This window comes from Cupriavidus pauculus, from assembly GCF_008693385.1.
Lineage (GTDB): Bacteria > Pseudomonadota > Gammaproteobacteria > Burkholderiales > Burkholderiaceae > Cupriavidus > Cupriavidus pauculus_D.
This window is the reverse complement of sequence record NZ_CP044065.1, coordinates 3296013-3310992: the sequence shown is the minus strand read 5'-3', so window position 1 is coordinate 3310992 and position 14980 is coordinate 3296013. Positions and strand designations below refer to the sequence as shown.

Annotated in this window: 9 protein-coding genes; 2 read left to right on the top strand and 7 right to left on the bottom strand. The window is 69.2% G+C overall.

Features of this window, described 5'->3' with window-relative positions:
• Positions 1-12: 12 nt before the first annotated feature.
• A complete protein-coding gene (gene cueR, locus FOB72_RS15145) occupies positions 13-438 on the bottom strand; it encodes a Cu(I)-responsive transcriptional regulator (RefSeq protein ID WP_150373368.1) in 426 nt (141 codons plus the stop codon).
• Positions 435-2915, bottom strand: coding sequence for a heavy metal translocating P-type ATPase (locus tag FOB72_RS15140; protein WP_150373367.1), 2481 nt, complete (start codon positions 2913-2915; stop codon positions 435-437). The genes cueR and FOB72_RS15140 overlap by 4 nt, the downstream gene beginning before the upstream one ends.
• Positions 2916-3074: 159 nt before the next feature.
• On the opposite strand from FOB72_RS15140, the gene FOB72_RS15135 reads away from it, so the two are divergent.
• Positions 3075-3275 carry a heavy-metal-associated domain-containing protein gene (locus FOB72_RS15135; protein ID WP_150373366.1) on the top strand — a complete coding sequence of 67 codons (201 nt, stop codon included), beginning with the start codon at positions 3075-3077 and terminating at the stop codon, positions 3273-3275.
• Positions 3276-3332: 57 nt separating this feature from the next.
• Here the strand turns inward: FOB72_RS15135 and FOB72_RS15130 are convergent, their stop codons facing one another.
• The 5 genes from FOB72_RS15130 to FOB72_RS15110 form a co-directional block, all read right to left on the bottom strand.
• Entirely contained in the window at positions 3333-4058 is a 726-nt protein-coding gene (locus FOB72_RS15130) for an OmpW/AlkL family protein (RefSeq protein ID WP_150373365.1), read from the bottom strand.
• Positions 4059-4338: 280 nt separating this feature from the next.
• Positions 4339-6585: a penicillin-binding protein 1C gene (gene pbpC, locus FOB72_RS15125; protein ID WP_411859837.1), complete on the bottom strand. Its 2247-nt coding sequence runs from the start codon at positions 6583-6585 to the stop codon at positions 4339-4341.
• A 60-nt stretch (positions 6586-6645) separates the two neighbouring features.
• On the bottom strand, positions 6646-7356 hold the full coding sequence (locus tag FOB72_RS15120) for a lysoplasmalogenase (RefSeq protein WP_411859836.1): 711 nt from the start codon (positions 7354-7356) through the stop codon (positions 6646-6648).
• 17 nt (positions 7357-7373) lie between these two features.
• On the bottom strand, positions 7374-13373 hold the full coding sequence (locus FOB72_RS15115) for an alpha-2-macroglobulin family protein (RefSeq protein ID WP_150373362.1): 6000 nt from the start codon (positions 13371-13373) through the stop codon (positions 7374-7376).
• A gap of 94 nt (positions 13374-13467) precedes the next feature.
• Entirely contained in the window at positions 13468-13941 is a 474-nt protein-coding gene (locus tag FOB72_RS15110) for an Lrp/AsnC family transcriptional regulator (protein WP_150373361.1), read from the bottom strand.
• 133 nt (positions 13942-14074) lie between these two features.
• Here FOB72_RS15110 and phhA point away from each other — a divergent pair, with 133 nt between their 5' ends.
• On the top strand, positions 14075-14965 hold the full coding sequence (phhA, locus tag FOB72_RS15105; protein ID WP_150373360.1) for a phenylalanine 4-monooxygenase: 891 nt from the start codon (positions 14075-14077) through the stop codon (positions 14963-14965).
• Positions 14966-14980: the final 15 nt, after the last annotated feature.

The following is a 14980-nucleotide window of genomic DNA, read 5'->3' as shown; positions in this document are numbered from 1 at the left end:
GACCGATACGTGTTACGGCTGCGTGTGACAACACGACGCCGGCGCGCCGTCCTCCCGTGCGAAATCGGTGAGGATCGGGCAATCGGGCCGATCGTCGCCGCTGCACGACTCGGCGAGCCCGCGCAGCGTATCGCGCATGGCCGTCAGCTCCGCGATGCGCGTCTCCAGTTCGTCGAGATGACGCAATGCGAGCGCTTTCACATCCGCGCTCGCGCGGGCACGATCGTGCCACAGCGACAGCAGCCCGCGAATCTCGTCGAGCGAGAATCCGAGATTACGGGCCCGCCGCACGAAGCGCAAGGTATGGACCGCGCGCGCATCGTAACGGCGGTAGCCGCCCTCCGTGCGCGGCGGGGTTTCCAGCAGCCCGATCGATTCGTAGTGCCGGATCATCTTGGCGGTGACGCCCGAGGCGTCGGCGGCTTCTCCGATATTCATGATGTGGCCTCCTGTACGGGGGACGAAGCATTGGGGGACGCGGCCGCCGCGCGCCAGCGGCGCAGCAGCAGCGCATTGCTGACGACGCTGACGCTCGAGAACGCCATCGCCGCGCCGGCCACCACGGGATTGAGCAGACCGGCCGCCGCGAGCGGGATGCCGATCACGTTATAGATAAAGGCCCAGAACAGGTTCTGGCGGATCTTGCGGACCGTGCGATCGGACACGGCGAGGGCATCGGGGACGAGCAGCGGATCGCCACGCATCAGCGTGATGCCGGCGGCGTGCATCGCCACGTCGGTACCGGTGGACATCGCGATACCCACGTCAGCGGCGGCGAGGGCGGGCGCATCGTTGATGCCGTCGCCAACCATCGCCACGACCGCTCCGCCCTGCTGCAACGCCTGCACGCGCGCGGCCTTGTGTTCGGGCAGCACTTCGGCCTGTACCTCGTCGAGACCGAGCGCATCGCCGATATGGCGCGCCGCGCCCGCGTTGTCGCCGGTCAGCATCACGGTGCGGATGCCCGCGGCGCGCAGGCGCGCCACGGCGGCGGCGGCCGTGGGCTTGAGCGCGTCGCCAAAGGCGACCAGGCCGAGCACGCGCCGCGCGCGCGCATCGAGCAGCCACGATACGGTCCGCCCTTCGCTACGCAGCCGGGTGGCCGACGCCTGGAGCGCATCGCCCGGTTCGGCGCCGAGCGATGCGCGGAGCCCCTCGCTGCCCAGCTGCAGCGCGACGCCACCGACCTGCCCTTCGATCCCGCGACCGGGCAGCGCACGCACATCGGTGGCGGCCGGCGCGGCGATGCCCCGCGCCTGCGCGGCCGCGAGCACCGCCCGCGCGAGCGGATGTTCGCTGCCGGCCTGCAGCGCGGCAAGCTGGGCCAGCAGGCCCGCCTCGTCGCCGTCCGCGGCTTCCAGCGCGACAACCTCGGGCTTGCCGATCGTCAGCGTGCCCGTCTTGTCGAAGGCGACCACCGAGACGCGGTGCGCCACTTCAAGCGCCTCGGCGTCCTTGATCAGAATGCCCGCGCGCGCGCCGGCACCGGTACCCGCCATGATCGCGGTGGGCGTGGCGAGCCCCAGCGCGCACGGGCACGCGATCACGAGCACGGCTACGGCATTGAGCAGCGCCGCGGACCAGTCGCCGCCCACGAATCCCCAGCCGAGCAACGTGGCCAGCGCCAGCACCAGGACGACGGGGACGAACACCGCGCTGACCCGATCGACGAGGCGCTGGATCGGCGCCTTGGCGGCCTGCGCATGCTCGACCATGCGAATGATGCGCGCGAGCACGGTTTCCGCGCCCACGGCCGTCGTGCGCGCGACGAGCAGCCCCTCGGCATTGATGGCGCCACCGGTGAGCGCATCGCCCACGCCGCGCGCAACGGGTACGGACTCGCCCGTGAGCATCGATTCATCGACGTGGCTGCTGCCTTCGATGATCCGCGCATCCACCGGCACGCGTTCGCCGGGGCGCACCACGATCTCGTCGCCCACGCGGACCTCCGCGAGCGGCACGGTGACGACCTGCCCGGCACGGCGCACCTGCGCGGTATCGGGCCGCAGCGCCGCCAGCGCGCGGATCGCGTCGGCGGTCTGGCGCTTGGCGCGCGTCTCGAGCCACTTGCCGAGCCGCACGAGCGTGATCACCACGGCCGCGCTCTCGAAATAGAGATGCCCCGCGTGGTGTTCGCCCGCGGTCGCCATCATCCACAGCGACAGGCCGTAGGCCGCGGACGTGCCGAGCGCGACGAGCAGGTCCATATTGCCGGCGCCCGCGCGCACGGCCTTCCACCCGGCCTTGTAGAAGCGCCAGCCGAACACGAACTGCACCGGCGTGGCCAGCAACCACTGCACCCATGCCGGCAGCATCCAGTGCACGCCGAACCACTCGAGCGCCATCGGCGCGACGAGCGGCAGCGACAGCAGCGCGGGAATCGCGACCGCATAGGGACTCGACCAGAAATCGTGCCGCGCCGGCGCCTCGGTGCCGACCGGCGCGGTGACGGCCGCGGCGCCGTACCCGGCCCGCGTCACCGCCTGGGTGAGCGCGTCGGTGGAGACCGCATCGCGCAGCACGGTCACGGCCGCGCGCTCGGTGGCGAGATTGACCTCGGCCCCGACGACGCCGGGCACCGCGCGCAGCGCGCGCTCCACGCGGCCCACGCACGACGCGCACGTCATGTCGGACACGGACAGTTCGACGGTTTCTCGCGGCACCTCGTAGCCGGCGTCGGTGACGGCCTGCGCGGCCGCCGACAGCGCGGCGCCCGCATCGGCACCGGGCGCGGCGCGCAGCGTGACATGCTCGGTGGCAAGGTTGACGGAGGCATCGCTGACGCCGGGCACTTTGGCCAGCGCGTTCTCGACGCGGCGCACGCAGGACGCGCACGTCATGCCATCGACGGGAAAACTCCACTCCGCGCCGGTGGCGGCGTCAAAAGCGACAGAAGGTTCGGCGGAAATCGACATGATGGACGGGCAATTGGCAGTGGCGACGACTGCATCGTGGACCTTACCATCATTGGAAGGTCAAGGTCGGCCCCCCACAATTTTCCGCTTGCGCTTCCCACGGTGGGAAGGTTCACACTCCATTCCGTGCAATCCCTCCATCTCAATCCGGAGCTCAAGATGATCCAGTTCGAAGTCGAAGGCATGTCCTGCAACCACTGTGTCGGTGCGATCACCCGCGCGGTCCAGGCAGTCGATCCGGCCGCCAGCGTGTCCGCCGATGTGCCCACGCAGGCCGTGAAGGTCGATAGCCAGGCCGACCAGGCCGCGCTGCGCAAGGCCATCGAGGAAGCCGGCTACCCCGTGAAGGCGGCCAGATAACAGGAAAGGGGCACCGAACGGTGCCCCTTCTTCCTTGCCGATGCCCCGCGGGTCGCGTCAGAAGCGGTAGCCGACGCTCAGGTACGTCACGACCGGATCGATGCTGATCTTGGTATGCGACTTCACGACCGCGCCGTTGGCCAGCGTGGTTTCGAAGTTGCCGCGCGTCGAGATCGGCACGTACGAGACCGACACCCCCACCGACCAGCGGTCGGTGATGTTGTAGTTGGCGCCGACGTTGAATACGGGGTTCCACGACGGCGTGGCGCTCGCGGTCATGCGCGAGCCCGGTCCGAACTCGTTGTTCACGAAATTCTGGTTCGTGACCGTTTCGCCCGTGAACCACGTGTAGTTCACGCCGACGCCCACGTACGGACGGAACTTGGTCTTGGCGTCGAAAAAGTGCCACTTGAACACGACGGCCGGGCTCCACTGGCGGACTTCGCCGAGCTTGCCGTACTTCTCGTATCCGCGATCGCCGCTCACGTCATGCTTCGGCGGCACGCCCAGCACGAACTCGGCCGAGATGTTGTCCGTGAAGAAGTGATCGAGCGCGAGACCCAGCGTATCGGCCGAATCGATCTTCGCGCCCGTGTTCGGACGCTGCTGGCCGACCGGACGGCCCGCGAGGCTGTCGATGGTCAGGTTCTCGCTGGACCCGGTGGGCATGACGCGGAACCAGCCCATGCTCACGACCGTGCTGCCCGCGGATTGTGCCTGGGCAAAGCCGCCGAGCGTCATGGCCGCGGCCGCCACCAGCATCTTTTTATAGATGTTCTTCATAGCTCCTCTTTACTCCTCTTGATGTGACCTACTCCAAGGCACGCATTATCCCGTGACGGAAGCGCCGACTGTTTCAAACATGAAAACGATGCGTAGAAGGAACGCCCTAAAGCCCGGGTTAACCCAATAAAACATCGGAAATTACCGGGTCTTTCTTAAATATCCGCTGCGTGCGCGCAACGGTTTTTGTCGGAAACGCAAAGACCCCTTCGGGTGAGGGGGTTTGCTGCATACGCACATTTGAAACGAAATGCCGGTCACGTGCGGAGCAAAAGCCATGTCAGGGCCGGCGCGGCCGGGCCGCCGGTGCCGCGTCGCGCACGCTTGCGCCACGGACCTCGATGGCGACGCGGTCCACGACGCGGCCGGTCCCATCGACGAGTTCCACCTGATGCCGGCCCGGCCAGGGCAGCCAGGCCACTTCGCCACCGCGTCCGAGCGGCTTGCCGTCCAGCCGCCAGCTGACGCCGGTGGCCACCTCGCCGGTGGAGGCCGACGCGTGAAACCACACGCGTTGCGCGCGTGGCGGGATATCGGGATCGAGCGCGAACACCGTGCCGTTGGCGGGACTGGCGATGGCCGGGCGGGCGCCGGCATCGCGGGGCGCCGCCGCGGCGACGCTCACGCGCGACATCTCGGTGCCGTCGAGAAACACCTCCTCGCGCGCGGGCTCGAGGTTCTGGTCGAACGTCAGGCCGATGCGCCGCACACCGCCCGGCATGGCCGGCGCACGGCTCGGCGTGGCACCGTGCAGCGCCTCCATCACGTCGTGCCAGACCGGCGCGGCGCCGGTCACGCCCGAGACATCGTGCATGCTCGCGCCGCTCGCGTTGCCGACCCAGACGCCAACCGTGTAGCGCTGCGACCAGCCGATGCACCAGTTGTCGCGCATGTCCTTGCTGGTGCCCGTCTTCACGGCGGTCCAGAAACGCGTGGTGAGCGGGCTGTCGAGCCCGAACGTACGCGCGCGCGCATGGCGGTCCGAGAGCACGTCGCCGATCACATAGGCCGCGGCCGGCTGCATCACCGCGCGCGGCGTGGAGCGAGGGTCGCCCGCGCGGAGCCTTGGCGCGCTATAGGCACCGCCATTGGCGAACGCGCGATAGGCATTCGTCAGCGACAGCAGCGAAACGTCGGCGCTGCCGAGCGCGAGGCTGTAACCGTAATAGTCGCCCGACTGCGTGAGCGGCAGGCCCAGCGCCACGAGCCGGCGATGAAAGCGATGCGGCGTGACCATGACCAGCGTGCGCACGGCGGGCACATTCAGCGATGCGCCCAGCGCCGCGCGCAGGCTGACCCAGCCCGCGTATTGGTGATCGTAGTTCTGCGGGATATAGAGCCCGCCGCCCGTCGGCAGATTGACGGGACGATCGTCGAGCAGCGACGCCGCCGTCACGCGCCGCTCCTCTAGCGCCTGCGCGTAGAGAAACGGCTTGAGCGTCGAGCCGGCCTGCCGCAGCGCGGCCGCGTGATCGACCTGCGCGGCCGCGGACAGCACGCCCGACGAGCCGACGTACGCGAGCACGTCGCCGCTCGCGTTGTCGATCACGATGACCGCACCATCCTCGACGTTGCGGCCCGCGAGTTCGCGCAGATGGCGGTCGAGGCTCGTCACCGCCACGCGCTGCACGCGCGCATCGAGCGTCGAGTCGATACGCGACACCGTGCCCATCGCCGCGTTGCCCATCGCCGCGTTGCCAATCGCCGCGTTGCCAATCGCCGCGTTGCCACTCGCCGCATGCTTGCCCGCCGCGGCCTGCGCCACGAGCAGCCGGCCCAGATGCGGTGCCAGACTCGCCCCGGCCGGCTTCATCGCGCCCGCACCGCTTGCGCGCAGCAGTGCCAGCTGCGTGAAGCCGTCGAGGCCATCGCACTCGCGCGGCAGCTGCATGTCCCGCAGGATGCCGCACGCGCGCCGCGAGACTTGCGCGGGGGTCGCGTTGGGCGCGCGCACGAGCGCCACCGCCACGGCCGATTCACGCGCATCGAGCCCGCTCGGCACCTTGCCGAACAGCGTCTGCGACATCGCCGACAGGCCGACCAGTTCGCCACGGAACGGCACGAGGTTCAGATACGCCTCGAGGATCTGGTCCTTGCTCCAGCCGCGCTCGAGCGACGCCGCGCTCACCGCCTGCCCGACCTTCTGCGTCATGCTGCGTCCGCCGGTCCGTCCGCCCCCCGCGCGCAGATCCTCGTCGAGCAGCCCCGCCAGCTGCATCGTCAGCGTGGACGCGCCGCGCGTGCGCGTGTTCCAGAGGTTCGCCCATGCGGCGGCGGCCACGCCCTGCCAGTCGACACCGCTGTGCGCATAGAAGCGGCGATCTTCGGAGAGCACGATGGCCGTGCGCAGCGCCGGCGAGGTATCGGCAAGGCCGACCCAGTCTCCGCGCCGCGCGCGGAAGTCGTCGCGGATGCGCGCGATCGTCTCCCCATGCCGATCGGCGACCACCACGTCCGCACTGCGCCATGCATCGCGCACGGCGCCGAACGTGGGGACCGCGAAAGCGGCGGGCACGGCCAGCATCATCGCCACCGCAAGCACGGCGCGCCAGCAACGAGGGGACGATGACGCGCCGCGCATCGCCGGCTACACCTTTGCGTCCATCGGTTGCACACCGGGCGTCTCCCGTCCGCCCACGATGCCCGCGACGATCAGCACCTGCGCCGCGGCATAGAACCACCAGATGCCGAGCTGATACGTATCGAACGCGGAAAGAAAGCGCGCGGTGCCGATCAGCGCGTCCGAGATCACGAAGCAGATGGCACCGAGCGCGGTCAGCGGCGTCGGCAGGCGCGCGAGCAACGCCGCGCACGCCATGGCCGCCAGCACGCCGATATAAACCACCACCGGCCACGCGAGCTCGCCGAGATTCGGCCAGAAGCGGCCGAGCAGCGCGCCGGCCGCGCCGATCACGAGCCCGCAGGCGACGAGGCGATGCGCGCGCAGGTCCGCGCCAAGCGGCGCGAACAGCCGCAGGTACGCGAGATGCGCGAGCAGAAACGCGCCGAGCCCGCCGATAAACGAGATGCGCAACGCGGGCAAGGCCAGCAGCAGGTCGCCGATCGCGGACAACACGAGCGCGATGACGAGCCACCGGCGCTCGAACAGCGGCCGGTGGAACCATGCCGCGCGCGCGAGCAGCAACGCCATCGCGCACTTCCACAACGGCTGGTACGAAACCACGCCGATCAGCGGCGCGCCGGGCGGGAGCACCATCGTGGCCTGCAGCAGCAGCACGCCATAGATGACACCCGCGATCGCACCCATGAACCACCATTCGCGCACGCGCGCGGGCATCCTGACGGCAAAGCGGATCACGGGCGCGCCCCCACGGTCAGACGTTCGACCGGCAATGCGCCGAACACGTCGGGCGCATACATCGCCTCCGCGCGCACCGGCGGCAACGCGAACTCGCCCGCGTTGTTGAGCCGCACTGTGTATTCGACGGTGAAGCCGCCCTTCGGCACATAGTCGTAGTACGCGCGATAGGCCTCGGGCGTGCGCTCGACGAACGTCGCGTACGTGCCGCCCTGCTGGCCACGCGTCGCGATGTCCGAATCGCGGCCCAGGCCGCTGCCCAGGATCGTCGCGCCGGTCGGCACCGGATCGCTGACCACGACCCACGTCATGTCGGCCTGCGCATCGACGTCGAGCTTCACGCGATACGTATCGCCGCGCGACCACTTGCCCGCCACGGCCTGTTCCACCGGTGTGACCGTGCGGCGGATGCGATAGCCCGCTGCAATGGGTTCGCGCAGCGGCACCGCCGCCAGCGCACGCACCGTCGCCCACGGACGTCCGCTGCCCGCATGCTCGACCTGCAGCGCGGCCGGTGCGGCCACGGGCGTCGGCGACAGCTTCGGGGCCGCGCCCGCGGCGCCTCCGGGCCACGGCAGATCGACGGCGCCCGTCGCGATGCCGTCGCGCGTGGTCGCGCGGGCCCAGTCGAATGCGCGCGACTCGGCGCCGAGCGTGGCACGCGTGGTGCCGCTCACGGGCGTGCGCTCGTATGTCTGCGCGTAGCGCGCGATCGCGAGCACACCCCAGGCGTTGGCCGTCGTCGTGCTCCACGCGCCCCGCGCCTGCCGGCCGAGCAGACCCGTCACCAGCTGCGGCACATCGTCCTTCCATGCCGGCAGCTGCGAGGCCACCGCCAGCAGCCGCGCCGCGTTGACGTCACCGTTGGCCATGAGCCACCACCAGTTGTCGTCGCGCTCGGTGGAGAACACCAGGCGCGTGCCCTGCACCGTCAGCCGGCCACGCAGCAGCTGCTGCGCTTCGGCAACGCGCGCCTCGTGCTGCGGGATGTCGGGCATGCGCGACAGCAGCGACAGCCAGTCGATCAGCGCGGACGTGGGCCATTGCGCCGGCAGGATCTGGATGGAGCCGAGCATGCGCGCCTGCGCATGGCCCGTGCGCGAGAGCGCTTCGAGCGCGGCGAGCTTGCGCACCTCGAGGTCCATCGTCGCGGACTGCGGCGCCCAGCGCGGCGGCGTGATGCGGCCCTCCACGAATGCGGTGAGGCCACGCTCCATCTGCGCGCGCAGCGCATCGGGCACGCGCATCGGCAGTCCCGCGCGCGCGGCTTCGTCCGTCAGCGCAAGCAGGTACGCGGTCAGCGTCACGCTGCCCTGCGTCGCATCGCTCGACAGCGGGAAATACGACGCGAGGCCGTTACTGTCGAGATACGACGGCAACTGCGCCATCAGCGCATCCCATGCGGCCGTGTCGTTGAGCCCGATCGACTTCGACGTCCGCTGTTCGAGGCACGAGAACGGATACGCGCGGAACCACTCGCGCACGCCAGGCATGCCGCCCGCGAGCGACGATTGCAGCGACACCTGCAGGCCGCCGCGCAGCTTGCCGGCCGGATCCGCCAGCGCTTCGGCGGGTGCCTGAACCGGAATCGACAGCGAGGGCGACAGCTGCGCAAGCGTGGCCTGCTGGACCGTCACCGGCACGGCGGGCACGATCTGCTGCGACACCTTGAGGCGATCGCTCGCGTTGCCGCCGCCTTTCTCCACCGCCTGCACCTCCCATTGAATCGTTCCGCTGCGGCTATACGCGAGCAGCGCGGGCGCGGTCACGTCCCACCCGATCTCGCGCGACTCGCCCGCGGGCAACTGCACCGTCTGCGTCGGCAGTGCCTGGGTGTCGACGAGCGTGGCGCGCGCGCTCGCTTCCACCGTCATCGCGCGCTGCGTCGTATTGCGCAGCGTGAACATCGCGCGATAGCGGTCGTCCTCGCGCACCAGCAGCGGCAGGCCCGCGATCATCTGCAGGTCCTGCGTGGCGGCGATGCTCGCGCTGCCGGTACCGAAGCGGCCCACGCCGAGGTCCGCCACCGCGACGATGCGGAAGCTCGTCAGCGAATCGTTGAGCGGCACTTCGAGCGAGGCCTTGCCCTCGGCATCGAGCTGCACGCGCGGATTCCACAGCAGCAGCGTGTCGAACAGCTCGCGCGTCGGACTCTTGCCGCCGCCGCCGCCCGCGGGCACGGCCTTGCGCCCATAGTGGCGCCTGCCGATGATCTCCATCTGCGCGGTCGATGTCTCCACGCCGTAGCTGCGCCGCTGCAACATCGCATCGAGCAGGTTCCAGCTCGTGTTCGGCATGAGCTCGAGCAGCGACTGGTCGACGGCGGCAAATGCCACCTCCGCGTTCGCGGCGGGCTTGCCGTCGGGCAGCTTCACCTGCACGGCCACGCGCGCCTTGCCCCGCACAGGATACGTGGCCTTGTCCGGCGTGACGGTCACGTCGAGCCGGTGCGCTTCGTTACCCACGCGAATCTCGGCGAGGCCCAGCCGGAACGCGGGCTTGGACAGATCGACGAGCGGCGACGGCGCGACATACTCGCGCCCTTCGGTGCGGAACGCGCGCCACCAATCGACGGGCTGGCGCCATCCCCAGGTAAAGAACGAATACCAGGGCACGTCGCGCAGACGTCCGCGCAGCGAGAGCACCGATACGTACACGTTCGGTCCCCACTCGGGCTTCACCTTCAGGCGGATCGACGGATCGTCGCCGCGCAATTCCACGACCTGCGTTTCGATCACACCCTCGCGCTCCACGGCCACGAGCGCGGTGGCGCGGCGGAACGGCATGCGCACCTGGAACACCGCGGTATCGCCGGGCGCGTACGACTTCTTCTCCGGAATCACGTCCATGCGGTCGTGGTTCTCGCCGCCGAACCATAGCTCGCCGGCACGCGTGACCCACACGGTGGTGGCCGCGCGGGACATGCGGCCGTCGCCGTCGCGCACGATGGCCACGAGCTCCACTTCGCCCGCCTGCGTCAGCGCGACATTGCAGTGCGCGCGGCCCTGCGCATCGGTGCGCGCCTCGCACACGGTACCCAGGTCCTTCATCTCGCTGCGGTTGTCGTACTGGTAGAAGCCGCCGACCACGCGCTTGCGTGCCGACGTATTGATACGCAGCCGCGCCTGGATCTGCACGGGCGTATCCGCAAGCGGCTTGCCCTGCGTATCGAGCGCGAGACCCTGCACGGCGATCTTCTGCGTCACCGATACCCAGCTGCCCGCACGAATACCCGCCACGACGCCGGCCGGCCATACGGGCACGGTCTGCCGCAGCGTCTGGATCTCGCCGTTGGGGTCGGCAAAGCCCGCCTCGAGCACGAGGTCCGTCGGCAGGTCGATCTTCGGCAGATCCTTGAGCGTGGTCTTTGCGTTGCCGTTGCGGTCGAGCGTGACGCGCACCTTGTCCGCGACGAGCCGCTCCGATTGCGCCGACGCGTCCTCGTCGTCGGCATCCTCGTCGCCGCCGCTGCCGGCCTGCTTGCGCTGGCGCGGCGCGTCGAACGAGAAATCGTCGTAGTCGGCAAAGTTCACCGACTTCTGCCGCAGCAGCGCGGAGAGCTGCACGGGCAGTCCCGATGCGCCGCCACCGGACAGGTAATGGATCTCCATGCCCACCGGCACCGACGACGGCGCAATGAGCGCGTTGCCCTTCGCCTTCGGGTCCTTGTCGGCCTGGAGCGTGCCCGCGAGCACCGGCAGGCGAAATGCCTCGACGCGGAAGCCGCCGGTATCGAGCGACTGGCCGCTCGCATAGACGAGCGTCGTGCTGTACTGGCCAAGCTTGGCGGCCGGCGGAATCTGGAACGTATTTTCGGCACTGCGGCCGCCCGTTGCCGTGGCGCGCCATGCCAGCGGCATCTCGTAGGTCTGGCCGCTGCCCTCGTGCGTGACGACGAGTTTCGCGGGCATCGCGTTCTCGCCCGATGGCAGTCCAAAGCCCTGCAGCGTTTCGGTGCGCAGCAGATGCTTCATCGATACGGTCTCGCCCAGGCGCAGCAGCGTGCGATCGAATACCGTGTGCGCGCGCAGCGTCTGCGAGGCGCTCATATTGGTCGGCACGTTGAAGCGCCACGTCTCGATGCCGCGATTCCAGTCCGACATCACGAACGCCATATCGGCCTTGCCGCGCGCCTGCGGATGATCGGCCGCGATGCGCGCGGAGGCAAAGTAGCCGGACAGGCCGTTCGCGCAGTCGTCGTGACGCGACGCGGGCAGCTTGTCGAAGCGTGCGACGCCCGTGGCATCGGTACGCGCTTCGCCGTAGAGCTTGCCGTCGCAATCGCGCACGGCCACCGCGGCGTTCGCCACGGGCTTGCCGTCGTCGAGCGTGGTGACCCAGACCAGCCCGCTCATGTCGCCATCGGTCGCCGCGCGCGCGACCTTCAGATGCACGCCGAGGTTCGTGACCAGCGCCGCGGTACGCACGTACATCGGCGCCTGCCGGCCGAGCAGCGCGGCACCGAGGCGCGGCGAGGCGATCTCCACCACGTGGAAGCCGGGCTCGGGCAGCGGAATGCCCACGACCTCGAACGGACGCGGATCGCCACCGGTCGGCTTCGGGATATCGAGCTTGCGCACACCGGTGGCCTTGTCGAGCAGCGAGACCGAACGCGTTTCGATCGACGGTGCATTGCGCGGATTGCGCACCTCGTAGGGTGACCTGCCAGCCAGCACGGCATCGAGTTCGCCGCGCGTCCATGAGGTCTCGTGCATGCGCTTGACCAGCCCGAGCCAGCGCAGCACCGCGCCGTCGTCATCGACCTTGAGCCGCGCCACGGTACCCGCCTGCGCGCGCACCGCGGTTGCCGGCAGATCGGCCTCCACATTGCGCAGCGTCACGGGCAACAGCGGCGGATAGTCGCCATCGGACTTGTTGCGCGGAACGTCCGCGAAGCGCTCGACCACCCCGAACGGCGCCGCCGCGAACTTCGCGAGCGGCGGCAGCGCGGCCATGGTGACCTTGAGCGGAAAGAGATCGGCGTTCGTCAGCGTACGGCCCGCATCGTCCTTCAGATCCTTCGGCGCCTCGATCGTCAGCGCGGCGTTCTCCGCGAACGGCGGCGGGAACGACACCGAGTCGACGGCGGCATCGGGGGAGAGGTCCGGATCGAACGTGGGCGCGCGGTCGCCCGACGGCGTCTTCAGCACCACGCGTTCGGCAACCTTGCGCGGCACCGGTGCCGTGAACGTGACGCGCAGCGGCCGCAGCGGCGTGCAGGGTGCCTCGGCGCGTTCGCGCTCGCAGGTGAAGCCTGCCGCGAAGGCCTCGCGTACCGTGAAGTCGAAGCGGCGCGCATCGCGGGTGGCCACGCCGGAGGGCGTGGCGATACCGGCGTCGAGCACGAGCTGCATGCGCGCGCCCGACGGCAGGCGCTGCTGGCAGGCAAGCAGATGGATCGCTTCAGGCGTCTGCTTCGCGAAGTCGGACCAGCGGATCGCCCCGAGCACGGTGTCGCGATCCTTGCCGGAGAGCAGCCGCACGGGGATGCGTTCGCCGAGGCCTTCGGCCTGGCACCATGCATGAGACTGGATGGAGCCCGCCGTGGCCGCGCCGTTGAAGCGCAGCGCGAAGACCTGGTCCTCCTCGATCTGGCCACCCGACGGCCGCGCCGAGAGCACGGTGGGACCGCCGGTCTCGAAGCGGTATTCGGGCTTGCCGCTGTACGCCTTGCCGGCCACGCTCTTGAGCCCGTTGGCCATGCGCACCGTGCAGCGCACGCCCGGGGGCAGGTCCTGCTCGAAGTCGAAGACCCAGTTGCTGGCATCGACCCAGCGGCCCTGGCCTGCCGAGCCACCGCCCTGGCAGGCCACCGCGGCGGGCGCGGCGGCCTTGAGGTCGCCCATCGGGACCATCGGTTCGTCAAAGCGGATGGCTACCTGCCGCACGCGCGGCACCACCCCTTCTGGCGAGAAACGCGTGATCTGCGCGGCGAGCGCCTGCGCGGCGCTCAGCGCGGCCAGCGACGCGAATCCGATGGCGACGATTCCCCTCATCCCTGCCTCTCCCGGTTTTGGCACCCGGCGAGCGTGACATGGGCCGATGGCAAGCGCAAGCCTGCGCACATTTCAGCCGCGAGGAGCTTGCTTTTCAGCGCAAATGCGACAGCGGCAACTGGCCTTCTCGCTTTAGCGCGGTCAGCACGATATTCGAGCGCACGCTTTCCACGCCGGGCACGCGCATGAGCTTCTTCATCGTGAAGTCCGCCAGCATCGGGAGGTCCGGCACGACCACACGCACCAGATAGTCGGCCTCGCCGGCCACGGCATAGCACTCCTGCACTTCCTCGAGCAGCAGGATTTCCTCGCGAAACCGCTCGACGGCGGTGTCGCCGTGGTGGGCGAGCTTGATACTGATAAAGACGACGACCCCCAGCCCCAGCGACTGGTGCGACAGGTTCACGCGGTAACCGGTGATCACGCCGTCCGCTTCGAGCCGCGCGATGCGCCGGCCTACCTGGCTTGGCGAAAGATGGACCCGGTCCGCCAGCTGCTGATGGGTCGAGCGACCGTCGTGCTGCAGCGCGGCAAGCAGCGCCAGATCGTACGCATCGAGTTCAACCATACGTGATTTCCGCACCGATTATTTATCTGATGCGGATTATATGCATCCTCGCCACCGCCAGCGTCGATTTTGCGGCCTTATTGCGAGTGCGACTCCATAAACTGTGCAGTATTCCCGCATCGCTGGAGCGCACATGATCACCATGACCGAGAAGCTGAAGGAACAGTTCGACGCCGGCCTGCTGTCGGGGCAGGCGTTGCGCGACGACTTCACCATCGCACAGCCCGTGCATCGCTATACCGAGACCGATCATTCGATGTGGCGCACGCTCTACGAGCGGCAGGCCACGATGCTCAAGGGCCGCGTCTGCAACGAGTTTCTCGCGGGACTGGACACCCTCGGCATGGACAAGCACCGCGTGCCCGACTTCGACGCGCTCAACGAACGGCTGATGCGCGCGACGGGCTGGCAGATCGTGGCCGTCCCCGGCCTCGTGCCCGACAAGGTGTTCTTCGAGCATCTGGCGAACCGCCGCTTTCCGGCCAGCTGGTGGATGCGCAAGCCCGAGCAGCTCGATTACCTGCAGGAGCCCGATTGCTTCCACGATGTGTTCGGGCACGTGCCGCTGCTGATCAACCCGGTCTTCGCGGACTATATGGAGGCGTACGGCAAGGGTGGCCTGAAAGCGCACGGACTGGGCGCGCTGGACATGCTCGCGCGCCTCTACTGGTACACGGTGGAGTTCGGCCTGATCCGCACGCCCGAGGGCCTGCGCATCTACGGCGCGGGCATCCTGTCGAGCCAGGGCGAGTCGATCTACAGCCTCGACGCGGCCAGCCCCAACCGGATCGGCTTTGACGTGCGGCGCATCATGCGCACGCGGTATCGCATCGACACGTTCCAGAAAACGTACTTCGTCATCGACAGCTTCGAACAGCTGTTCGACGCGACGGGTCCCGACTTCACGCCACTGTACGACGCGCTGCGCGCGGAGCCCACGCTCGGCGCGGGCGATATCGCAGCGAGGGACGATGTGATTCATACGGGCACGCGCGAGGGCTGGGGCGAGAGCGAAGACATCTGAAGCTGAAGCGCGCCC

Excerpts from the sequence above, each read along its gene's own strand:
- FOB72_RS15120 (WP_411859836.1), bottom strand. The coding sequence starts at position 7,356 with ATGCCCGCGCGCGTGCGCGAATGGTGGTTCATGGGTGCGATCGCGGGT.
- pbpC (WP_411859837.1), bottom strand. The coding sequence starts at position 6,585 with ATGATGCTGGCCGTGCCCGCCGCTTTCGCGGTCCCCACGTTCGGCGCC.
- phhA (WP_150373360.1), top strand. The coding sequence starts at position 14,075 with ATGATCACCATGACCGAGAAGCTGAAGGAACAGTTCGACGCCGGCCTG.
- FOB72_RS15115 (WP_150373362.1), bottom strand. The coding sequence starts at position 13,373 with ATGAGGGGAATCGTCGCCATCGGATTCGCGTCGCTGGCCGCGCTGAGC.
- FOB72_RS15130 (WP_150373365.1), bottom strand. The coding sequence starts at position 4,058 with ATGAAGAACATCTATAAAAAGATGCTGGTGGCGGCCGCGGCCATGACG.
- FOB72_RS15110 (WP_150373361.1), bottom strand. The coding sequence starts at position 13,941 with ATGGTTGAACTCGATGCGTACGATCTGGCGCTGCTTGCCGCGCTGCAG.
- cueR (WP_150373368.1), bottom strand. The coding sequence starts at position 438 with ATGAATATCGGAGAAGCCGCCGACGCCTCGGGCGTCACCGCCAAGATG.
- FOB72_RS15140 (WP_150373367.1), bottom strand. The coding sequence starts at position 2,915 with ATGTCGATTTCCGCCGAACCTTCTGTCGCTTTTGACGCCGCCACCGGC.
- FOB72_RS15135 (WP_150373366.1), top strand. The coding sequence starts at position 3,075 with ATGATCCAGTTCGAAGTCGAAGGCATGTCCTGCAACCACTGTGTCGGT.